Here is a 22,313-nt window from a genome sequence, read left to right on the forward strand (position 1 = left end):
AGAGGCCCGCACTGGCAGGGCGGCCTTGTCGAGACGGGAGCGGCACAGAGCATGACATCGGCATTGCATATCCGGCGCCTGGCCGCCTCGAGCGCACTCGCTGCGGCTCTGGCGCAGGCCGTGCCCATAACGGCAGTCGCGCAAGAATCGGTTGATGGCGCCGCACTCGATGAATCCGCAGCCTCTCCGGCTGCCCCGGCCGCACCCGCAGCCATAGCCAGTGACCGCCGCGTATACGGCCCGGGCGATTTTGCCCGGTTTGCCCCGCGCAACGCGCTGGACATGCTGCAACGGGTGCCCGGTTTCAACATCCGTGGCAGCAGCCAGCAGCGCGGCCTGGGCCAGGCGACCGGCAATGTGCTGTTCAACGGCGCCCGCCCCTCTTCCAAGTCTGACGATATCGGTGACCAGCTGACCAGGATTTCGGCCGACGCTGTGACCCGGATCGAAATCCTCGATGGTGCCGGGCTGGGTATTCCCGGCCTCTCCGGCGAGGTGGCCAATGTCATCTACGAAGGGGCCAGCGGCTGGTCTGGCCAGTTCAGCTGGATTCCCGAGGCCCGGCCGCACAACACCGACCCCCTGCTCTGGCGCGGTGACATCTCCGCGAGCAGGACGAGCGGCGCAACCACCCTGGAAGTGGCGCTGAGCAACGCGGACGCGGGCCGCGGCGGGGCGGACGGGCCGACCCGGATCGTTGGCGGAGACGGCACACTGCGCCAGTTGCGCCAGGAGCGTGTGACGTCGGATTACGATTCCCCCAAGCTGTCGGCCAAGCTGACCTGGGACCCGGATGGTGCGCAGGCGCTCAACCTGACCGGGCAATACCAGCGGATTTACGACCGGTTCCGGGAGGACAGCTTCCGCACCGGGCCAGGGCAGGCAGACGAATTGCGCACCGTGCGCCAGAACGAGGACCGCTGGAACTATGAGGTCGGCGGCGATTATGCCTTCCCGCTGGCGGGCGGCACGTTCAAGGCCATCGGCCTGCTGCGCCGAAGCCACGAGCCGTACACTGTCGACGTTATCAGCCAGTCCGGCACCGCCACCGGCACCGGCACGCCTGCGACCGGCGAGCGATTCACCCAGACAGGGGATCTCGACGAGAAGGTCGCCCGGGGCGAATTCGGCTGGTCCATGCTCGGCGGGGAGTGGCAGGTGGCTGGCGAAGCGGCGTTCAATGCGCTCGACAATGTCGCCGCGCTGTTCACGCTCGATCCGGCAGGCGAGTTCGTCGAGGTGCCCTTCCCGTTCGGCACCGGAGGCGTCAGCGAGGACCGGTATGAAGGGTCATTAAGCCACAGCCGCAGCCTTGCTTCCAACTTGTCGGTACAGCTGAACCTTGCCGCAGAACATTCGACCATCGTGCAGGACGGCGCGAACGGGCTGGAGCGCAGTTTCCTGAGGCCCAAGGGCAAGCTCAGCCTTGCCTGGAAGGCAGCAAGCGATCTTGATTTTGCGCTCAGCGTTGAGCGGCGCGTCCTGCAACTGTCGTTCTACGATTTCCTGGCCCGCGCCTTCATTGACGACGGAAACCAGAATGCGGGCAACAACGATCTGCGTCCGCAGCAGGACTGGAGCTTCGAAGGCGAGGTCAACAAGGCCCTCGGCCCCTGGGGCAAGACACAGCTCAGATTCATCTATCGCGACGTGTCCGATTATGTCGATATCATCCCGGTCGGCGGGGGCGGCGAGTCGGTCGGGAACGTGGCCAAGGCGAGCGCGGCTGCGGTCATCTCCACCAGCACCCTGACGTTCGACCCGATCGGCCTGAAGGGCGTGCGGCTCGACGGGACGTTTGTCCTCCAGCGCTCGCGGCTGGTCGATCCGTTTACTGGCGTGGCGCGGCAGTGGAGCGGGTTTACCAACAGGCAGGCCAACCTCAACCTGCGGCATGACATCCCCGCCAGCCAGTGGGCATGGGGCATGGGGGCCAGTCACAACCACAACCTGCCCCGCTATCGCAGCAACCAGACCGACCGCAACTGGGAGGGCCCGTGGTTCGTGTCCGCCTTCATCGAGCACAAGGATGTGCTGGGCCTGACCGTGCGGGCCCGGGTCGGCAACATCCTGGGTGCCCGCCAGTATCGCGAGCGAATCGTCTATTCCGGCCTGCGCGGTGAAAGCCCGGTCGATTTTGCCGAACTGCGCGATCGGCGGGTCGGGCCGATCTTCACGCTGACCGTGCGGGGCAACTTCTAGGGATCGATCCGCTCCCCCCGCCAGTCAAACACGCCGCCGCTGTCAGCGGCCGAAAGCGCCCGGCACACATTGAGCAGGTGCGCGGCGCTGGCGGCAGTGCTGGTCAGCTGCCCTTCGGGCAAGCCGCGCTGGAACGGGGCGCTGAGGCCGGTATCGACCGTGCCGGGATGCAGGCCCGCTACCACCGCCAAGGGATGGGTCCGGCCAAGCTCAATCGCGAAATTGCGCAGCAGCATGTTCAGCGCGGCCTTGCTCGCCCGATAGGAATGCCACCCGCCGATGCGGTTGTCGCCAATCGAGCCGACCCGGGCAGACAGGGCCGCAAACAGCGCCCGCCGGTCACGGGGAAAGAGCGGCAGCATATGCTTGGCCACCAGTGCAGGGCCAATCGTGTTGAGGCGAAACACCTGTTCCATCGCCGCTCCGTCAATCGCCTTGTAGCTGCGTTCGGGCCCGGTCCCGTCGGGCAGGGTCAGCACCCCGGTGGCGACGATGACCAGATCTGGCGGCGCGTCGCGCATGGTGGCGGCCGCTGCGGCAAGAGTGCGTTCGTCCTCAAGGTCGAATGCGAACTGTCGGGCACCGGCCAGTCCGGCCACGGCCCCGCTGCGCGATCCCGCCCAGACCTCGCAGCCCTCAGCCGCAAGCTGGGCGCACAAGGCCCCGCCTATGCCGCCGCCTGCGCCGAACACGGCGGCCACGCCGGGCCACAGCGAACTATCGCTTTTCTCCTGCATCACTCACCTTGCCCTCTCGAAACCAGACGCTAGATAGGTGGCGCAAAGCAACAGGAATACGGCGATGGCAACCTTCACCCTCCCCAAGAACTCGACAATCCGCAAGGAAGGCAAAGTCCACAAGGCGGACGGGGCCAAGCGGGTCAAGAACTTCAAGGTCTATCGCTACGATCCCGACAGCGGCCAGAACCCGCGCTATGACACGTTCGAGATCGATCTCGACGCCTGCGGACCGATGGTGCTGGACGCGATCATCAAGATCAAGAACGACATCGATCCGACCCTGACCTTCCGCCGCTCCTGCCGCGAAGGCATCTGCGGTTCGTGCTCGATGAACATCAACGGCAAGAATGGCCTCGCCTGCACCACGGCGATCGAGGATCTGTCGGGCGATATCCGCATCACCCCGCTGCCGCACATGGAAGTGATCAAGGACCTGGTCCCCGATTTCACCCACTTCTATGCCCAATACGCCTCCATCCGCCCCTGGCTGCAGACTGTCACTACCACCCCCAGCGGCAAGGAGCGGCTCCAGTCGCCCGAACAGCGCGAGAAGCTGGACGGGCTGTATGAGTGCATCCTGTGCGCCTGCTGCTCGACCGCCTGCCCCAGCTACTGGTGGAACAGCGACAAGTTCCTGGGCCCGGCCATCCTGCTCCAGGCCTATCGCTGGCTGGCTGACAGCCGCGACGAGATGACCGGCGAACGACTCGACCAGCTGGAAGATCCGTTCCGGCTCTACCGCTGCCATACGATCATGAACTGCGCCAACGTCTGCCCCAAGGGCCTGAACCCGGCCAAGGCGATTGCCGAAACCAAGAAGATGATCGCAGAACGCGCGATCTGAGCGTGGACGAGCAGTTTTTCGAGTATCGCGAGCATCCCGGCCATCCGGGATGGCACATGTGGCGCCTGCGGGACGAAACCCGCTTCAATGGTGTCGTCATGGGCGAGTTGATCACGCGGGTGGAAGGCAGCAGGTGCCGCCTGCGGATGTTTCCGGAGCGCAAGCACACCAACCTGCAGGAAATGATCCACGGGGCCGTCACTCTGGCCCTGATCGACATTTCGCTGTTTTCGGCCATGCGCACGCTGACCACCGGCGATCCCGGCCCGGCCGTGACACTGGAACTGTCGACCCAGTTCATCGGTGCAGGCAAGCCGGGCCAGCCACTCGATTCGGTGGTCGAGATCGTCCGGGAGACCGGGCGACTGCTGTTCCTGCGCGGTGACGTGGTCCAGGGCGATCACGTGGTCGCGGCTTTTTCGGGGATGGTGCGCAAAGCCAACCGCCGATGAGCGGGCTGGCCGCGCGTTACGCAGGCCTGGTCGAGGCCGGTGAACTGCGGCCCGATGCAGAGCAGGCGGCAGCGGTCGAGCATCTGACAGCACTGCAATCGGCACTGGAGCGGGAACCTGACCGGCCCGGGTTGTTCAGCCGTCTGTTCGGCGCGAAGGAAGCGCCCGAGCCGCGCGGGGTCTACATGTGGGGCGGCGTAGGGCGCGGCAAGTCCATGCTGATGGACCTGTTCCACGACACGCTGGCAATCGCCGACAAGCGCCGCGCACATTTCCACGCCTTCATGCAGGAGGTTCACGCCCTGCTGCGCGAGGAGCGGGCCAAGAAGCTGGGCGACCCGATCCCGCCGGTGGCGGCCCGCCTTGCCGAAGGTGTGCGTTGCCTGTGCTTTGACGAGATGGTCGTCAACAACACTGCCGACGCGGCGATCATGAGCCGCCTGTTCCGCGCGCTGATGGTCGATCTTGGCGTGACCGTGGTCACCACGTCCAACCGCCCGCCCGATGACCTCTACAAGGATGGCCTCAACCGCGAGCACTTCCTGCCGTTCATCGCGCTGGTCAAGGAACGGCTCGACGTGCTGCCGCTCAATGGCCCGGTCGATTACCGGCTGGAGCGCATGGCCGGGCTGGACACCTGGCATTGCCCGCTGGGTGACGAAGCCACCGCCAAAGTGCGCGAAGCCTTCTTCCGTCTAACCGACTATGCGCCGGAAGATGCAGCGCATGTCCCCTCCGCCGAACTGGACGTGGGGGGCAAGCGCACACTGCACGTGCCCAAGAGCCTCAAGGGCGTGGCGGTGTTCAGCTTCAAAAAGCTGTGCGCCGATGCCCGCGGCGCGCCCGATTATCTGGCCATTGCGCGCACTTATCACACCGTCATCCTGGTCGGCATTCCGCAGATGGGGCCGGAAAACCGCAACGAGGCGGCCCGGTTCGTGACGCTGGTCGACGCGCTTTATGAGCACAAAGTCAAGCTGTTCGCCACAGCGGCCGCCGCTCCGCAGGACCTCTATCCGGCCGGCGACGGGGCGTTCGACTTCGAGCGGACCGTCAGCCGCCTGATGGAAATGCAGAGCGCCGATTACCTCGCGCTGGGGCATGGCAGCGAAGGCTGAATGGCCTAGGCCGAATCATGTTCGCCGCACGACAACATGGCTAACCGAAACTTTACGCCGCTGAGCGATATTCCTGCGCATGTCGGCGCTTCCCCCACCGATGGCCCGGTCAGTCTGGACCGGTGCGCCGCCCGCTGCGACCCGCTCGCAGGCCGGGCCGGTGGCCGCTGCCGGAAACGACTTCATTCTCGCCGATGTAATCATCGCTTTCGACGTCTCCGGGCGCAGGCTGGGGCGGATTGTCCTGCCGCTGTGGCGCCATTCGATGACCCTGGCCGAAGCCATGGCGGAACATTGCCCCACCCTGCCCCGGCTGGTTGACACCGCCCAGGGCTACAAGCTCAGGGCCTTGCCAGAACAGCACGCAGCCGAACTGCTATCCGATAGCCATTATCTGCCCCTGCTGCGGCAGCGCTACGAGCGCAGCTACGTAGATCTGCAAGCGGGATACGACGCCTGGCTGGCCGGCCTGTCCGGCAACACGCGGCAGGCCCTGCGGCGCAAGCACCGCAAGCTGGCGCAATATTCCGGCGGTGCGGTGGATGTCCGGGTTTATCGCACCCCGGCGGAAATGGCCGCGTTCTTTCCCCATGCCCGGGCAATTTCGGCGGCCAGCTATCAGGAGCGTCTGCTCGACTCGGGCTTGCCGGAGAACAGCCTGCCCGTGATGACTGCGCTGGCCGAGCAGGACATGGCGCGCGGGTTCCTGCTGTGGCTTGACGGGCGCCCGGCAGCCTATCTCTATGCCCCGGCGCAAGGCGATACCCTGCTCTATGCCCACCTCGGCTACGACGATACGCAGGCCAGCCATTCCCCCGGAAGCGTGCTGCAGATGGAAGCCCTGCGGCTGCTGATGGAAGAAGAGCGGTTCCGCTGGTTCGATTTTGCCGAGGGGGGCGGCCAGCACAAGCAGTCGTTCGCCAGTGGCACGATCCCGAGCGTGGACCTGCTGCTGCTCCGGCCGACGATGCGCAACCGGATGACCCTGTGGTCACTTTCCGCGTTCGACCGCACCGTTGCCACGGTCAAGGGGCTGGTGAACCGCCTCGGCCTGCGCGGTCTGCGCAAGCTGATCCGGCGATAGGCGGCCCGGCATGAAGCACTGCCTGATCACCCCTGCTGCGCTGACTGCCACCCTGCACCCGGGGTTTCCCGGCGCAATCGACCACCTTGCAGGTCTGGCCGACCAACCGCACCCGTTCCTGCGTTGAGCGTGGTATCGCGCTGGGGCACAGTGCGGCGGGCAGACCCTGACCGGAGCCCGGGCTGACGGCGCAATCGTGGCCGCCATCCCTTTGACCCGCATGGGGCCGGACCTGCTCGGCGCGAAAGGTGTACCCGGCAGTTACTGGCCCTGTCGCTCCCCCCTGTTCAGCCCCGATCTGCACCGTGAGGAACTGGCTGACTTGCTGGCCGATCCGCTGGCAGCCACAGCCCTCGCCCCGCTCTGGCGCATCGGCCCGGCCAATGCAGCGGACCGGGCCACCCGGATGGTGATGGAAGCCTCTGCCCTGGCCGGATGGACGGTGCTGGTGCGCGAACTGGGCGAGACCTGGCTATTTGATCTCGCCGGGGCAGCACAGGAAAACGGCGGGAACTGGCCGCGAAAGTCCACCCGCAAGCGGCTGACCGGCTACGAACGCCGGTTGGCGCAAGAGGGCGAGGTCAGCTGGCTCCAGATAAGCGGGGCCGACTGGTCTGCCAAAGTGCTCGAACAGCTCGGCAGGATCGAGGCTGATAGCTGGGTCGGCAAGACAACTGACGGTTCGGGCGCCAAGTTCCTCACCCCGGCGCAGCGCGCAAGATGGCAGACCGCTCTCTCCGACCCGGTCATTGCGGATGCGCTCTCAGCGACCATCCTGCTATTGCACGCACGTCCGATCGCCTTTTCCTTCGATCTGCGGTCCGGCGACAAGCAATACGCGATTGCCGGAAGCTATGCCGAGGATATGGCTGGCTTCCGCGTCGGCAAGATCGTCACCTGCCGCCAGCTCGAAGGCGCACTGGCACAGGGTGTCAGGCTGGTCGATCTCGGCTCAGGCGACAGCGGATACAAGCGCGAGATGGGGGCTGTGTGTGGCCCGGCGCTGTTCGACCTGCTGATCGTCCGGCAACGCAAGGCGGCTCTGCTGCTTGCCCGCAACTGGGGCCACGAACCGGCCGACCTGCGCCAGATGACGCTGGCCTCGCCCCACCGGGTCGACCTGCCCTTGCCGAGCCTGAAGCACATTGCCGCTGCCGCCGCCCTGGCCGGAACGGCCGTGGTGGTGGCCGAATAGAGGCCCTGAATGGCAACCACCGATACGACAGATATGAGCCGCAAGGTGCGCTCGGCTGTCATCTGGCGCTCAGGCAGCCAGATTGTTGCACAGGCGATCGCCTGGCTGTCGACCTTTCTCGTCATCCGCCTCCTTGCGCCGGAGGATTATGGCCTGTTTGCCATGACTCAGGTCATGCTGGTGTTCCTCAACACCATGAACGGTTATGGCATCGCCAGCGCCCTGATCCGCGAACAGGACGTGAGCGATCATCGCCTGCGGCAGGCGCTGGGCTTGCTGCTGATGCTGAACGGCGCGCTGGGGGCGATCCAGTTCCTCGCTGCGCCGCTGGTCGCCAGCTACTTCGCACAGCCGATGGTGGCAGACCTGCTGCGGGTTCAGGCGGTCATGTACCTGCTTACCCCGTGGCTGGCGCTGCCCCACGCCATGCTGAGCCGCAAGATGGACTTCCGCCGCCCGGCGCAAATCCGGTTGCTGGCATCGCTTGCAGGGGCCGGAACCGCGCTCGCCTGCGCCCTGGGTGGGGCAGGCGTTTGGACACTGGTGGCAGCCCCGATGGCCCTGTTCCTGACCGAGGCAGTCGGCATGACCATCGCCGCGCGCGCGCCGCTGCGGCCCAACTTCGATTTCACGGGGCTGGGAGGAATTGCCGGATTCGGCGGCCTGATGACAGCCACCCAGTTCTTCTGGTTCGTCCAGAGCCAGGCTGACGTGATCATCGCCGGGCGCGTGCTCGATGTCCGCAGCTTGGGCATCTACACCACCGGCCTGTTCCTGGCCCAGTTGCTGGCGACCAAGTTCGTGCCGCCGGTCAACGAGGTCGCCTACGCCGCCTATGCACGGATGCAGGGAGCCGGAGGCGAGGCCTTGCTGGCCACCGTCAGGCTGGTCCTGCTGGTGGCACTGCCAGCCTACGCCGGGATGGCCGTGATTGCTGATCCGCTGGTGCTGGTGCTGCTGGGCAAACAATGGACCGGCATCGCCGCGATCCTGCCGATCCTGTCACTGGCCATGGCCATGCTGACCCTGCAGATCCTGTTTGCCCCGGCCACCAACGCCCTCGGCAAGCCTGGCATCGCGCTCAAGGTCTCGATGATCGGCAGCGTGGCCATGCCGCTGGTGTTCCTCGCCGCCATCCCGTTCGGGCTGACCGGCTTCGCCTGGGCCTGGGTGGGCGGCGTGGCAGTGATGCTGGCAGTGACCATCGCACTGTCTGTCCGCACCCTGGGGCTATCCCTGAGGAAGCTGGCGGGTGCGGTGTTGCCGCCGGGGCTTGCGGCAGGTGCGATGGCAGCAGGTGTTGCGGCGATAGCGCAAGTCCTGCCGCCGATGCCGGCCATGGGCCAACTTGGCTTGCTGATACCGCTGGGCGCGGCCTTCTATGGCGCAGTGCTCTGGCTTATCGCACGTGACCGGCTGGTGGAGGCCTACCGGTTCGCCGTGGGAACCGCAGCGGGAAGCGCCGCACCGGCCAGCGGCTAGCCCTCAGGCCGCATCCGCCAGACGAACCTGCGCCGAAACAAGCCGGCTCATGACCTTGAGGTCCTGCTCGCGCAGTTGCAGCGCCGCGTCGGCCCACAGTTCAGTGATGCGGTTCAGTTCGTCGAGTTCGAGATGCCAGGAAATCTTCATCGCCCTGCGCGCGTTGACCAGCCCGGCATGACGTCGCTCAGCCTTGCGGATGAAGTCACGGCACGCCTCCAGCCCCTCGCCCGCTTCGGCCAGCTGGTGGACCAGGCCAAGGTCGTACATTTCCTCGGCCGTATAGGTCTGGTTCGAGGTGATCAGCCGGTCTGCCATCGCGCTGCCGATCTTGCGGCTGAGCAGGGCATGGGCGCCCATGCCCGGGAACAGTCCGAACATGATCTCGGGCAAGCCGAAGGTCGCGCCCCGCTCGGCCACGATATAGTCGAACGACAGCAGTGCCTCGAACCCGCCGCCTAGCGCGGCCCCTTCAACCAGGCCAATGGTCAGCATCGGAATGTCGAGGGTCTGGATGTTGCGGTGGAGGATTGCGCAGCAGCGGTGCCCGTAATGGACCAGCCCGTCGCGATCACGCGTCTCGATCAGATGTTTGAACAGTTTGAGATCGCCGCCGAAGCAGAACACACCGGGCGAGCGGCTGCCGAGCACGAGGTAGCGCAGCGGCACGCGGTCAGGCCCGAACCCTTCCGCGATCAGCCGCTGCCAGGCCTCGAAGTCCGCCAGCATGGCAGGCGTGAAACTGGGGCGACCCTCAGGCCGCATATAGCTCCACAAGGTCTGGTGCTCGATTTCGTAGAACACGTCGAGCTCGCGCAGGGCGAACAGCTCTTCCGGGATTGCCAGCCGGACTTCGCTTTGGGCGAGCAGCTGATCGCCTCCATCGCCCAGAGCAAATGCCGAGCCTTCGGACCGGTCCATCCCGCCCTGTTCCTTTACCACCTGGGTACTCATCCGATCCATCGCGACCCCCGAAAGTCCTGTAGTTTTGCGATCGACAGCACCAATTCCAAGGAAAGCTAGGCCACAGCAGACTCGCTTGGCAATCGATTATTTTCCCCGGGGGATTTATTGCAGTCCCGAAACGGGCCATCGCGATATTTTGTTACTGCACTGTGGCTAACGGGACTCAGGTCTAGACTCCAAGTCCGCGCATCGACTTGTCGAGCATGAGCAACTGCCACAGCACGCGCGAATTATCGCGCCGACCGGCGATGTGATCCTCCGCGATGGCGGCCAGCGCCTGCGGGTTGAACCAGCCGGTCCGGGCGAGGCCACCCGCCGAGACAATCGTCCGCGCGGTTGCGGCGAGCGGGCCGCGAAACCACTCCGCCAAGGGGGTCACAAACCCCTGCTTGGGCCGGTAGAGGATGTCCTGCGGGAGATAACGCTCCATCGTGTGCTTGAGCAGCCACTTGCCCTGCTTGCCGCGCACCCGCTCGCGGTGGGGCAGGCGGGCGGCAAATTCGATCAGCCGGTGATCGAGCAGAGGCTCGCGCGCCTCAAGGCTCACGTTCATGCTGGTCCGGTCAACCTTGGTCAGGATATCGCCGGGCAGCCAGAACTTGAGATCGGCGTATTGTGCCCGGTCCAGCCCGCTGCGTGCAGGCGCCGCGCGCATCATCTCCACCAGGGGCGTTTCCGCGCGATACTCGCCGAGCCCTCTGGCAAAAGACGTGCTGTAGAGGGCAAACCGGCCCTCGGGCGGGATCACTGACAGAGCCCGGGCATAGCCGGTGGCACCGTCCTCGGCCAGGGACAGCAGGGTCGCCTTCGCCCGCAGAGGGCGCGGGGCCCAGTCAGCCTTGGGCCAGACCCGGCCGAGCGCACCGAAAACCGGACCGCGCAAGGCCTGCGGCAAGGCAGAACGGGCCTGTTCCTCCCGCAGATGGAACACCTGCCGCCGATAACCGGCAAAGGCCTCGTCCGCGCCGTCACCCGACAAGGCCACCGTCACTGTCTCGCGGGCCAGCTGGCATACCCGCCAGGTCGGCAGGGCCGAGGCATCGGCGAAAGGCTCGTCGAACATTCCGGCCAACTGATCGACGAGCTGGAAATCATCGGGGGCCACCATGCGGCTGCGGTGCTCGGTCCCGAACCGCTCGGCCACCTGCTGCGCATAGGCGGTCTCGTCGAGCGCGGCGACGTCAAAGCCGATGGAGCAGGTGCGGACCGGATCCCGGCTGATCTCGGCCATCAGGGCGACCACGCTGGAGCTGTCTACCCCGCCCGACAGGAACGCACCCAGCGGCACGTCTGACACCATCCGAGAGGACACGGCTTCCCGCATGTGGTGGAGCAATTGCGCCGACAGGTCCGCCGTCTTGCCCTGATCGCGGTCGGCAAAGCTGACGTCCCACCACTGGCGCGGCGCGGCAGGCGGGTTATCATGCCGGAGAAGGCGGAAATGCCCGGCCGGCAGTTTCTCGACACCTTTGAGGAAACTGCGGTGATCGGGGACATAGCCCCAGGCGAGATAGTCCTCCACCGCCAGCGGATCGACCTCGCGCCGCAGCAGCGGGTGGGCCAGCAAGCCCTTCAGTTCAGAGGCAAATGCCATGCTGCCATCGCTCAGCATGGCGGTGAACAGCGGCTTCACCCCCAGGCGGTCGCGGGCAAGGAACAGCTCCCGCCGGTCCAGATCGTAGAGCGCGAAGGCGAACATGCCGTGCAGGCGGGGCAGACAGTCGACGCCCCAGCGCTGCCATGCGGCCAGGATCACCTCGGTATCGCCATCGGTGCGGAAGCGGGCACCCTCGTCCTCCAGCTCGCGGCGCAGCTCCCGGAAGTTGTAGATTTCGCCGTTGAAGACGATCACGGCCCGCCCGTCTGGCGAATGCATCGGCTGGGGCGACCCGGCCACGTCGATGATCGACAGGCGGCGATGGCCCAGCCCCACGCCCGGGGCAGTCCACACCCCTCCCCCGTCCGGCCCGCGATGGACCAGGGCATCGGTCATCGCCTCCACCCTATGCGGATCGACCGGCTTGATCGTGCCGCAATGGAAAATGCCCGCAATCCCGCACATGGCGCGCGCCCTAACGCAAGCCTGCCGCGCGGTCCATCCATGCGTCCCGGTCGCCCATGGCAGCAGTGAACCGGGCGAGCCGGGCAGCGATCGCGTGGGCATCGTCGCCCTCGGCAGAGACGATCAGGGTGGCAACCGGGCGCGCCCGCATCAACGTGCGGTCGCGCATCACGGCCAGCTTCAGCGCCATGGAACTGGCGGTGGAAAGATCGCCGCTGCGCCACTGGGTATAGGCGACACGCTTGATTGCTCCTTGCGCGAACAGCGCGTCGCCGGTCATCCCGGCGGGGGCCGGGGCCGGGGCGAGCCAGCGCCAGTCGGTATCCGGCGGCAGCGCGCCTTCGCCAAAGCCAGTCGCATCGGCACGGTCATTCTGGCTGGCATAGAGCGCGAGGAACACCTCGACCCGCTCGCCATTTTCGTCTGCGAACTGCATCAGGAGGCGGCGGTCTGCCCCGCGTGCGCGCGGTTCCCAATGGAGCAGGTTCTCCACCGGCGCCGGTTGCCAGCCGGGAATAGCCGGGGCCTCGATGACAGCCGGCAAGTCGGCACTCTGGCGCGACGCGGCCGCTTGCCATGCTCCGGCCAACAGCACCATGCCCAGCATGGTCAGGACCGCGCGGCGTCCCGACATGGCATTCCTCTCCAGTGCCGCCAGCACGGGCGAAGCCAGGATCACACGGCCGTCGATCTGCGGCGCGTCAGGATCGCGGTCGAACCAACGCCAGGCCACGCCCAGCAGCACCGCGATCACGATCCCGAAGAACACCCAGCCATAGACGATGTGATCGAACCCGACCGCAAACTCGATCCCCTGCGACTGGGCGATGAAGATCGTACCCCAGGCGCGCACGCCATTGGCCAGGATCGGCATGGCCACCGCGGCCACCATGAACAGCGTCCGCCGTTTCCAACTGGTGAAACAGCACTGCGCCACCAGCACGCCGAGCGCGATCATCGCGATCAGGAACTTCACGCCGGAGCATTCCTCGGCCACTTCGAACAGGCCTGCGGGGGTGTCGATGAACACCCCGTCGACCACCGCCGGCACCCCGCTCCACAGCGTCAAAGCGATGGTCATCTTCGCGGTGATCATCTGCAGCGCGGGCACCAGTTCGTCTCCGAACGGGACCAGGAACAGCGCGTAGGTGAGCGGGAACAGCAGGGCATAGCCCACCCGCGGGCCGAGCACGGCGAGCAGCGCCATCTGCATCGCCAGCACCGCGCCAAGCTGGCTGCCGATGTCGAGCCCGCCCAGCCGCGCCACCAGCCACAGCAGCAGCGCCCCGGCCAGGGGGACGAGCGCTGGCCACCACGGGCCCGGCGTCAGGCGCGCCAGTTCCCCGCGCCGGTGCCACACCAGCCAGCCAATGATAACCGGCACGAACAGAATGTGGTTGTAGGTCGAGACATCCCACCATAGCCGCGCCATGGCTGCCCAGTCCCGCGCGGTCAGGGCAACCAGCGCCGCCCAGACCAGCGCAAGCCGTAGCAGGGGCTGGCGCCAGCTGGCCGGTATCCGCCCCAGCCATTCGTCAATCCGGGAACGGGACAGGACGAGTTCAGGCCGCATCGCGGCACCCCTGCGGCGCGCTCAGCATCCCGGCGAGCGGAGCCAGCATGGCCTCCCACCCCTGATTACGGACCACGAAATCGCGGGCCGACTGGCCCATTGCCTGCGCGGCGGAAGGATTGCTAAGCAAGGCAAGCGCGTGCCTCACCAGCGCGGCATCATCCTGGCCGACAGCAAAATGTTCTCCGTCGCGCGCATCGATACCGGTCGCGGCGTCTGTGCTCAGCACCACTGGACGGGCCATGGCCATCGCCTCCAGCACCTTGTTCTGGACCCCGCGCGCAATGGTGAGCGGGGCCACGACCAGATCGGCCGAGGCGAGGAAAGGCTTTACGTCCGGCACTTCACCCCACACCCGCACCCCGCCCTGCCCGTCCAGGTTGCGGACCTCTGCCGCCGGGGCACGGCCCACCACATGGAACTGCGCCGTCGGGTGCTGGAGGCGGATGTGCGGCAGAATCGTGCTTGCCATGCGGGCCACGGCAGCCACGTTCGGCGGGTAATCCATCTGGCCCGTGAACACGAGGTGCGGGCCGGTATCGGGCGCAAGCTCCGGATGCCGATCGACCCGTGCCGGGTCATAGCCGTCGGTATCGATCCCGTTGCGGAGCGCGCGGACATCTGCCCGATCAGGCGCTTGCAAACGCGAACGGAACAGCGTCGCCTCGGCCTCGGTCACCAGCAGGGTAACATCGGCGCGCTGCGCCAGCCGCTCTTCCTCACGCGCCAGCAGCCGCGCCTCGCGCCGGTCCAGAGTGGCGCGAGGCCAGCTGTGATCCCTGGCATAGGCTTCGAACTTGGCGGAATCGACATCACACAGGTCGATCACCACCGGCCCGTCGAAACCGGCTGGCACATACTGGCCCATCTGGCCGGAGAACACGACGATCCGGTCTATGGTATAGCGGGCAAGCGTCTCGGCCACCCAGCCGTGCAGCCGGGGCGACGCGAACGCCGTCAGGCTCACCGGTTTGCCGCTCGCCAGCGCCTCCAGCCCGGCTTGCGGCAGGGGCTTGGTGCGGCGGACAAGGCAGTGCGAGCGTGCCACGCCAGCCAGTTCCACCTCGCAGGCCATGTCCTCGTCGGTTTCGCCGAAGGTGCCCAGGTGCACCGGCCCCAGCGCCGCCACCGCCTTGAGCAGGTGATGCGAGCGGATCTTGTCCCCCCGGTTGGGTGGGAACGGCACCCGGTGCGCCAGGAACAGGGTTTCGCCCATCAGGCGAGCCCGCGCGCGATTGGAGGCCCCAGCAGATTGGCCAGCGGCAGCGGCAGCTTCTTCCACAGTTCGATCCGGGCGGAATAGGTATCGCTGGTCGGGTCGATATTGCGCGGCCTCAACCCCGGCGCCGTCCAGCTGGCATAGCTCAGCGGCTCGGGCACGAAGCCCCAGTTCTTCTTGTAGCTGTATGGCCCGCTGCCGGTCTTGGAGCGGCCAAAGTCGAACCGGTCATACCCGCGCCGCCGGGCATGAAGCATCAGTTCGTAATACATCCGCTCGTTCGCCCGCAGCGCGCGTGCGGCAAAAGTGCCGCCGCCCCAGTAGGGCATCACCGCGCCGCCATGGTAGAGCGACAGCACGCTGGCCACGGGCACGCCCTGATAACGCACCGTCAGGATATCGGCCTGGTCGCCGAACTGGTCCAGCACCGCATCGAACAGGCTGCGGGGGAATACCGGAGTGCCCAGGTTGCGGACACTCTGCGCATAGACCGAATAATGCGCCGCGCGGTCCTCTTCCGAGGTTCCGACGGAAACGGCCAGATCAAGCTCCAGGCTCTTGCGCACTTCGGCCCGCTGCTTGCGCGGAATGGCGAGCAGCTGCGCCTCGTCCGTATCGGCGAGGTCAGCCACGAAACCGCAATGTTTGTCGCGCGTGACGGCCCAGTCAGGCGGTGCATCGCCGCCGCGTAGCTCCACGCTGGCGCACGTGTTCCGCGCTGCCAGTTCCGCGGCAAGGCGGCACAGCGCGCGCGAGGTCTTTTCCGTTTCCGCCAGCGGCCCGCCGGCAACGGCGAAACCGCTGGACACGAGCGCGCGGCCAAACAGCGGAGAATGGACCTCGGTGAGCGGAAGCCAGCCGGTCAGGATGCCGCACTTTTCGGCCACCAGCCCCAGCCCCCGCTGGCCGGTGCCGCCTTCGACGGCCCTGAGCCAGGCCGGCCGGTGGAAAGCCGTGCCGTCCAGCTCGGCGACGAATCCCTCGATCCGCGCGACCTCCCCGGGATCGCGCAAGTCGACCAGGCTCACCTGCTCACTGCTCAAAGGAAACGGCGCATTCACGCAGCCAGGTCCTCCGCCCGCATCGCCTCGCGATGGGCCAGGATGTCCATTCGGCCCCACTGGAATTCATGGACCAGTTCGCGCAGCTTGTCCGCCATCACCGACAGGTTGGTATAATGCCGCAGACGCGACCTGACCGGTGCATGGCCGACCCGCGGCTGGTCGGGGTCGATTTCCCACGGGTGGAAATAGAATACTGCCGGGCGCCCCTCGCGCCGGTTAACCTGGCGGATGGCCCAGCGGGAAAAAGCATAGGGCAGCACGCGGAAGAACCCGCCCCCGCCCGCAGCCACCCGGCGCCCCCCGAGCAGCGCGGTGGTCACAGGAATCTCGACCAGGCCGGACCACGGCAGCGGCTTGAAGGCAAACCGGGGCGCTTCGCGCCAGCCGTAATGGTCATGCGCCACCGGAGCCACGCTCGAGGAATAGGCATAGCCCTGCTCGGCCAGCTCCATGTAAGCCCAGGGGGTGCGCTGGTCGATCGAGAAGCTCGGCGCGCGGTAGCCTGTCACCGCCACCCCGGCTGCATCTTCCAGGATCGTCCGCGCCTTGCGGATATCCTCGGCGAACTGGACGCGATCGAAGTTGAACACGCGGGCATGGTCGTACCCGTGGCTGGCAACCTCGTGCCCCGCATCGGCAATGCGCCGCATCAGCGCCGGATTGCGCCGGGCGACCCAGCCCAGCGTGAAGAAGGTGGCTTTGACCTGTGCTTCGTCAAACAGGTCGAGAATGCGCAGGACATTGTCTTCGACCCGCAGGGAAAGCCCGTCCCAGTCGGCGCGATCGATCACGTTCTCGAACGCACCAACCTGGAACCAGTCTTCCACATCGACCGACAGGCCGTTGGTAATCACGGGATGATCCACCGGGCGCGTCATGCGACGGCGCGGGGCGGCTGCCCGGTCTCGACCCACTCGATCAGCATGGTCAGCACATGGCGCACGGTCCGCTCCTGGTCCTCCAGGCGATGTTCCAGCGCGGCCATGCGCTGCATGACGTCGGCCGGTGGCTGCCCGTCGCCGACCCGGCGCGACAGCTCGAGCACGGCCTGCTGCAACTCTGCAACCTGCGCGTCCCGCTGGGCCAGGGCCGCCTCGATATCGACAGACAGGGCGGCGGGCGCTTCGGCTGGCTGCTGGTAAGCCGCGTGCTTGACCGGACCGGGCGCAGGGGCGTGATCGATCCGAGGCATCGGGCTGGGCGCAGCTTCGGGAAAGGCATTGTCGCTGCGCATTTCCTTGAGGACGGCGCTGAGCATGGCGGCATCGATCCGGGTACGCTGCTCGACCGCGCCAAGCAGCAGCAGGCGGGTCGCCACCTGGTTGATCCGGCGGGGAATGCCGCCAGTGGCCTGGTACATTTCGGCAAAGACGCGCTGGTCGAATTCGGGATTGCCCTTCCATCCGACACAGGCGAGGCGGTGCCTGATGTAAGGCTCAAGTTCGCCGGGCTCCATCGGCTCAAGGTGGTGCGCCGCGATCACCCGCTGGCGCAGCTGCTCAAGCGACTGGTGCTCGGCCAGCACTTTCTTGAACTCCGGCTGGCCCAGCAGCAGCACCTGCAGCAGCGGATGCGCGCCGAGTTGGAAGTTGGACAGCATCCGCAGCTCTTCCAGCGCCTCGACTGAAAGGTTCTGCGATTCATCGACGATCAGCAGGCACCGGCGGCCCTCGCGCGCTTCCTCGTGGAGGAAATTCTCGATCTCGCCGAGTGCGCTGGCCTTGTCGTGCCCCTCGATATCGAGGCCGAAGCTCTGCGCGGCGAGATGGACCAGTTCCCCGCCATCGAGGTTGCTGGTGACAATCTGGCCGACCGTGATCCGCTCGCGATCAATCCGCTGCATCAGATGTGCAACCAGGGTGGACTTGCCCGCCCCCACTTCGCCAGTGATGACAATGAAGCCTTCGGACTGCGCCAGGCCATAGCCCAGGTACGACAGCGCCTTGCGATGCGTGCCGCTCTCGAAGAAGAAGTTCGGATCAGGCGTGAGCTGGAACGGGCGTCCGGTCAGGCCATAGAAATCGTCGAACATGCGTCAGTCCCCTTAGAAATCGTAGCGCAGGCCGAGCAGCGCGGATGCTGCGGTCAGGTCCTGGTCGGCAATGTCGCTGTCGAGATGATCGAGCGCGACTGCGGCGCGGGCCGAGAGCCCGCTGACGATGCGGCGGCTGTAGGAAGCCGATCCGCCGGTGGCAAACACATCGCCCGCGTTGGCGAAGCCGCTTTCGAGCCAGTTGGCATAGGCATTGGCGGAGAACCCGCCGCTACGCCCCAGCTCCCCGCTCAGATAAGCGGCAAGATAGTAGCTCTCGTCGGTCACGCCGTTGGCGGCTGCCAGGATCGTGCCGGGTGCAGCGATGAACCGGCGGCGATCATACCCTGCCCCGATCCCGGCGCTCATCCGGCCAAGCTGCATGGCATAGCTCGCCGCGACCCCGCGCGAGCGGAACACGCCTGAACGGATCGAGCCGAGCGCGCCGGTAAGGCAATTGTTGCCTTCCAGGCTGGCGACGCAGCCCGACAGGTCACCGGTCAGCGCATTGCGGGTGGCGGTGAATTCGGTCGGGAGGTTGGCCAGGGCATTGGTCAACTGGTTGCCGAAGCCGGAAATGGCATCGTAAACGTTGACGTTGAAACTGCTGCGCGCGTTCGGCGCGTAGGACAGGCTGCCGTAGTATGTGGTCGAATCGTAGCGGCGCCCCACGGCTGCCTGCAGCGTGGTGCGGCTGCTCGGCCGCCACATCACGCCCACATCCCAGATCAGCCCGTCGGTCTCGTAGGCAATCCGGCGCGGCTGGCTGGTGTCGGTCACCAGGCGGCCATCCGGGCCGACCACCGGAAGACCGTTGGCATCGCGCACCGCATCCCGGGCCGAAACCTGTACGTCCTCATAGCCGACCCCGCCGATCACGGCGAGCGACTGGCTGACCGGGACAGTCACGTCAGCACGCACGTTGAGATCGCGGACTCGCTGGTCGAGGTTCGAAACATCCTCCTGCAGCCAGCCCGCCCCGATCCCGACGCCGATTGGCAGGGATTCACCCGGACGGGTACCGAGGCGCACCGCGGCGCTTTGCACCAGACTGTCGTCGAACACGTCAACGGGCTCTGCACCAGGCGCGGTCACCAGCGCATCGGGTGATTCCACCTTGGTGTAGCCCACGCGGTAGTTGGCCGAGACATCGACGTCTCCGGCGCGGGTCGCCAGGTTTGGCCCGGCGTAGACGGAATAGACCCGGCTGTCCGAGCCTTGGTCGATCAACGGGTTGGGTGTCACCGCCCCGCTGCCATCGACCCGCGTCCGGGCGGCGAGCGCGCCAGCCTCGACCGTCAGGACTTGCGGGACGACCGAGGCATAGCCCCGGGCCACACCGCTGACAGTGTTCGAGTCCACCGCGTCGCCGTAGCCGACGTTGTACTCATAACGGATCGAGACCGAGCCGCCGGTATTGCGGCCGGTTACGCTGGCATCGACCCCGGCAGCCAGCTGGGTGAAGGTCACCACATCGTCACCGGGTGACAATTCGGCAACGACCAGCTGCGAAGCCTCGATATAGGGGCTGACCCGCACATTGCGCGATCCGCTCTGGCGGTCGCTGCGCTCGGCGCTTTCGGCTCCGTCCCGGCTCTGGGCCATCGCGGGTGCCGATACAGCGAGCGCGGCAATCGCGCCGAAGCTGGCAAAAACGATGCGTTTCATCGGTTTACTCCCCGTAGCCATAGTAATTGCCGAAGCGGCGACCACTGGGGCTGAAATTGACCGCGTTGAGCAGCAGCTTGATATCGGGGCAGGCCGAGAGCAGTTGATAGGAGTCTTCCAGCGCGGTCTGGCCCGTCCGGTCGGCCCGCGCCACCAGCATGGCCTGGCCCACGTGCTTGGCCAGTTCCGCAGCAGGCGAAGCAGCCAGTGCGGGCGGCGTGTCGAAGATCACGATCCGGTTGGGCGTACCCAGCGTCAGGCGGTCGAGCACCTCGACCGTGCGGGACGACCCCAGAAACTCGCTGTCTGCATCGGTGCGGTTGCCCGCTGGCAGGACCCACAGGCCGGGCACATCGGTGCCCATGACAAGGTCTTCAACCTGCAATGCGGGGTCTGCAAGACAGTCCATGAAACCCGGGCGCTTGGGCAGGCCGAGGGTCGAGAGGATTGACGGCTTGGCGAAATCGGCATCGACCAGCAGCACTTCGGTCTCGCGCTCGTTCGCCATCGACAGGGCCAGGTTGACCGAGCAGAAGGTCTTGCCCTCGCCGGGCAGCGGTGAGCATACCAGAACCCGGCGCGATGCTGCCGTTCCCCGCTCCCGTGCAGTCGAGAGGATCTGCCGCTTGACGATGCGGAACTCTTCCAGCAGCCGGCTGACCGGGGCGCCCGGCACAATCATGCCCTGTTCGCGCAAGCCGTCACGATCGACCTTGTGTTTGCGGCCGGAGAACCGGACCGGCTCGAACCCCTGGGTCAGGGTCATTTCGGCGGGCACGGCGGGTAAAGTAACCGGCAGCGAATCAGCCACCGCCGCTACGATCGGGGCGGCGACGTGCTGCGGGGCAGCTGCCGGCGCTTCGGAAACCACGGCCGGTTCAGCCGGAGCAGCGTTTTCTGCCGACGCTGAATCCTTGCGCTTGCTGCGCACCTTGGCCCGCTTCATCGGTTCCTCGGGCAGCCGCACCGGCAAGGGCGCCGGTTTGAATGCGTCGAACCCGAAGGCGCCGCTGGCGCGCTCGAACAGCGAGCTTTCATTCTTGTCCGGTTCGCCGGGGAGCGGGATCTTGGTGTGTTCGGTCATGTCCCTCTCCTCAGGCCACCGTGCCGCGCTGGAAGATGTCCACCGCAAGCAGGATCACGCACAGTCCGGCCAGCGCCGCACTGGCACCGTAGAACTGGCGCTGGCGACGGCGCCGCAACTCGCGGCCCGCATCGTTGACGACCTGCGAAATGGCACCCAGCACAGGCAGGTCCATCGCGCGTTCAAGCTTGATCGTGGTCGCAAATGTGGAGCGTAGCTGCCCCATCGCGAACGCAGTCCCGGCCCCGGCAGCAAGCCCGGCCAGCAGCACGCCGATCAGCAGGATCGGCCGGTTCGGCGCAGCCGGTGCATTGGGCACGGTCGGCGGGTCGATCACTTCGAAACGGAACGAACTGCGCTCGTTCTCGACCTGGCCGCGCAGGCGCATTTCCTCGCGGTTTTGCAGGATTTCGTCGTACTTTTCCTTGAGCACTTCGTAATCGCGGCTGATGCGGTTGGCTTCGGCGGCGACAGCAGGCTCGCTGGCCTGGCTGGCCATCACGCCTGACAGTTCGGACTGGAGCGCCGCCTTGCGCGCCATCAGCGCCTGGACATTGGCTTCCCGCTCTGCCCGGATCGAGACCAGCGAGGTATAGGCCGGGTTGGCCACCCCGCCGCCGCCGCCTTCGCGCGCTGCCTGCGGTTCGAGCAGGCCGATCCGCTTTTTCGTTGCGACCACGTCCGGGTGGCTGTCAGTCAGGCCGCGTGCCTGCAGGCCTGCCAGTTCCGATCGGGCCTGGGCCAGCGCCCCGCTGGCGCCTCCCGCACCCGCCCCGCCCGCTACCGTGCGCGGCGTACCGGAGAGCTGGCCATTGATCGCTGCCAGCGCGCTCTGTGCCGCGGCAAGATCGGCCTCGACCCCGCGCACTTCGGTCCGCATGGCAGTAAGCCGCCCGGAAAGGGCAGCACTGCCGCCGATCAGCTCGGGATTTTCGGCTTCGAAAGCGAGGCGGCGCTGCTCGGCTTCCTCAAGCTCTTTCTTGCGCTCTTCGAGTTGCTGGTCGAGAAACACCACCGTTTCCGCCACTTCGCCCCGGTTGCCGGCAATGTTCTCCTCGCGGAAGATGTCGATCAGCTTCTGAACGACTTCCTGCGAAAGCTTGGCGTTCTCGGCATCCGAGAGGTCACCCCGACCGGCGGTGGCGGACAGCTCGAACAGGCTGCCTTCCTCGCTGGTGACGGAGACCTTCTCGGTCAGCCCGGCAATGGCCTTTTCCATGTCCCGCTGGGACTGGACGGTCTCGCCCAGCTTGGTCGAGCGGATGACCTTCTCCAGGTTGACCGCGCTCACCAGCGTCTGGCGAACCCGCTCGATTTCCTTCTGCCCGCTGTTGGCAATACCGATCTGTTCGGACAGCACGTCATCGAGCTGGACGAAGATGCGCGCCTTGGCCTCGTAGGTATTGGGGATCATTGCGACCACCAGCCAGCCGACCACGCAGACAGCCCAGGCCACTGCCAGCGCCAGCCAGCGACGGTGCCAGACCGAGTGGATCGCCGAGCGGAATTCGTCGAAAACTTCGTTCAT

The 22,313-nt window shown here is 66.4% G+C and carries 18 protein-coding genes; 7 read left to right on the forward strand and 11 right to left on the reverse strand.

The window, feature by feature from the left end; translation table 11 throughout:
- Positions 1-51: 51 nt before the first annotated feature.
- Complete coding sequence (locus U4960_RS10585; protein ID WP_324260603.1) at positions 52-2,202, forward strand: TonB-dependent receptor plug domain-containing protein; 2,151 nt, start codon at positions 52-54, stop codon at positions 2,200-2,202.
- Here the strand turns inward: U4960_RS10585 and U4960_RS10590 are convergent.
- Complete coding sequence (locus U4960_RS10590; protein WP_324263091.1) at positions 2,199-2,939, reverse strand: SDR family NAD(P)-dependent oxidoreductase; 741 nt, start codon at positions 2,937-2,939, stop codon at positions 2,199-2,201. The genes U4960_RS10585 and U4960_RS10590 overlap by 4 nt on opposite strands.
- A gap of 64 nt (positions 2,940-3,003) precedes the next feature.
- On the opposite strand from U4960_RS10590, the gene U4960_RS10595 reads away from it, so the two are divergent.
- From U4960_RS10595 to U4960_RS10620, 6 genes are all read left to right on the forward strand, one after another.
- Positions 3,004-3,786 (forward strand): succinate dehydrogenase iron-sulfur subunit, encoded by a 783-nt coding sequence (locus U4960_RS10595; protein WP_324260604.1) that lies wholly within the window; start codon positions 3,004-3,006, stop codon positions 3,784-3,786.
- The gene (locus U4960_RS10600; protein WP_324263092.1) at positions 3,783-4,238 is read left to right on the forward strand and encodes a PaaI family thioesterase; all 456 of its coding nucleotides are present in this window, start codon (positions 3,783-3,785) and stop codon (positions 4,236-4,238) included. Before U4960_RS10595 ends, U4960_RS10600 begins: the two co-directional genes overlap by 4 nt.
- A complete protein-coding gene (gene zapE, locus U4960_RS10605; RefSeq protein WP_324260605.1) occupies positions 4,235-5,356 on the forward strand; it encodes a cell division protein ZapE in 1,122 nt (373 codons plus the stop codon). Before U4960_RS10600 ends, zapE begins: the two co-directional genes overlap by 4 nt.
- 100 nt (positions 5,357-5,456) lie before the next feature.
- Positions 5,457-6,440 carry a GNAT family N-acetyltransferase gene (locus tag U4960_RS10610; protein WP_324260606.1) on the forward strand — a complete coding sequence of 328 codons (984 nt, stop codon included), beginning with the start codon at positions 5,457-5,459 and terminating at the stop codon, positions 6,438-6,440.
- A 196-nt stretch (positions 6,441-6,636) separates the two neighbouring features.
- Positions 6,637-7,635: a GNAT family N-acetyltransferase gene (locus U4960_RS10615; RefSeq protein WP_324260607.1), complete on the forward strand. Its 999-nt coding sequence runs from the start codon at positions 6,637-6,639 to the stop codon at positions 7,633-7,635.
- Between the two features lie 9 nt (positions 7,636-7,644).
- Positions 7,645-9,117 (forward strand): lipopolysaccharide biosynthesis protein, encoded by a 1,473-nt coding sequence (locus U4960_RS10620; protein WP_324260608.1) that lies wholly within the window; start codon positions 7,645-7,647, stop codon positions 9,115-9,117.
- A gap of 3 nt (positions 9,118-9,120) precedes the next feature.
- Here U4960_RS10620 and U4960_RS10625 read toward each other — a convergent pair whose 3' ends face one another.
- From U4960_RS10625 to U4960_RS10670, 10 genes are all read right to left on the reverse strand, one after another.
- Entirely contained in the window at positions 9,121-10,080 is a 960-nt protein-coding gene (locus U4960_RS10625; RefSeq protein ID WP_324260609.1) for a crotonase/enoyl-CoA hydratase family protein, read from the reverse strand.
- A gap of 172 nt (positions 10,081-10,252) precedes the next feature.
- The gene (locus U4960_RS10630) at positions 10,253-12,145 is read right to left on the reverse strand and encodes an XrtA/PEP-CTERM system amidotransferase (RefSeq protein ID WP_324260610.1); all 1,893 of its coding nucleotides are present in this window, start codon (positions 12,143-12,145) and stop codon (positions 10,253-10,255) included.
- A gap of 10 nt (positions 12,146-12,155) precedes the next feature.
- Positions 12,156-13,718 carry an exosortase A gene (gene xrtA, locus U4960_RS10635; protein WP_324260611.1) on the reverse strand — a complete coding sequence of 521 codons (1,563 nt, stop codon included), beginning with the start codon at positions 13,716-13,718 and terminating at the stop codon, positions 12,156-12,158.
- Positions 13,708-14,934, reverse strand: coding sequence for a TIGR03087 family PEP-CTERM/XrtA system glycosyltransferase (locus U4960_RS10640; protein ID WP_324260612.1), 1,227 nt, complete (start codon positions 14,932-14,934; stop codon positions 13,708-13,710). The genes xrtA and U4960_RS10640 overlap by 11 nt, the downstream gene beginning before the upstream one ends.
- Complete coding sequence (locus U4960_RS10645) at positions 14,934-15,998, reverse strand: FemAB family XrtA/PEP-CTERM system-associated protein (protein ID WP_324260613.1); 1,065 nt, start codon at positions 15,996-15,998, stop codon at positions 14,934-14,936. Before U4960_RS10645 ends, U4960_RS10640 begins: the two co-directional genes overlap by 1 nt.
- Entirely contained in the window at positions 15,995-16,879 is an 885-nt protein-coding gene (locus tag U4960_RS10650; protein WP_324260614.1) for an XrtA system polysaccharide deacetylase, read from the reverse strand. Before U4960_RS10650 ends, U4960_RS10645 begins: the two co-directional genes overlap by 4 nt.
- Complete coding sequence (locus tag U4960_RS10655; protein ID WP_324260615.1) at positions 16,876-18,033, reverse strand: XrtA/PEP-CTERM system-associated ATPase; 1,158 nt, start codon at positions 18,031-18,033, stop codon at positions 16,876-16,878. Before U4960_RS10655 ends, U4960_RS10650 begins: the two co-directional genes overlap by 4 nt.
- A 12-nt stretch (positions 18,034-18,045) precedes the next feature.
- Positions 18,046-19,701, reverse strand: coding sequence for a preprotein translocase subunit YajC (locus U4960_RS10660; RefSeq protein ID WP_324260616.1), 1,656 nt, complete (start codon positions 19,699-19,701; stop codon positions 18,046-18,048).
- Positions 19,702-19,705: 4 nt separating this feature from the next.
- A complete protein-coding gene (locus U4960_RS10665; RefSeq protein ID WP_324260617.1) occupies positions 19,706-20,785 on the reverse strand; it encodes a capsular biosynthesis protein in 1,080 nt (359 codons plus the stop codon).
- A 10-nt stretch (positions 20,786-20,795) separates the two neighbouring features.
- A complete protein-coding gene (locus U4960_RS10670) occupies positions 20,796-22,313 on the reverse strand; it encodes an XrtA system polysaccharide chain length determinant (RefSeq protein ID WP_324260618.1) in 1,518 nt (505 codons plus the stop codon).

The sequence above is a fragment of the Altererythrobacter sp. H2 genome (genome assembly GCF_035319885.1).
Taxonomy (GTDB): Bacteria; Pseudomonadota; Alphaproteobacteria; order Sphingomonadales; family Sphingomonadaceae; genus 34-65-8.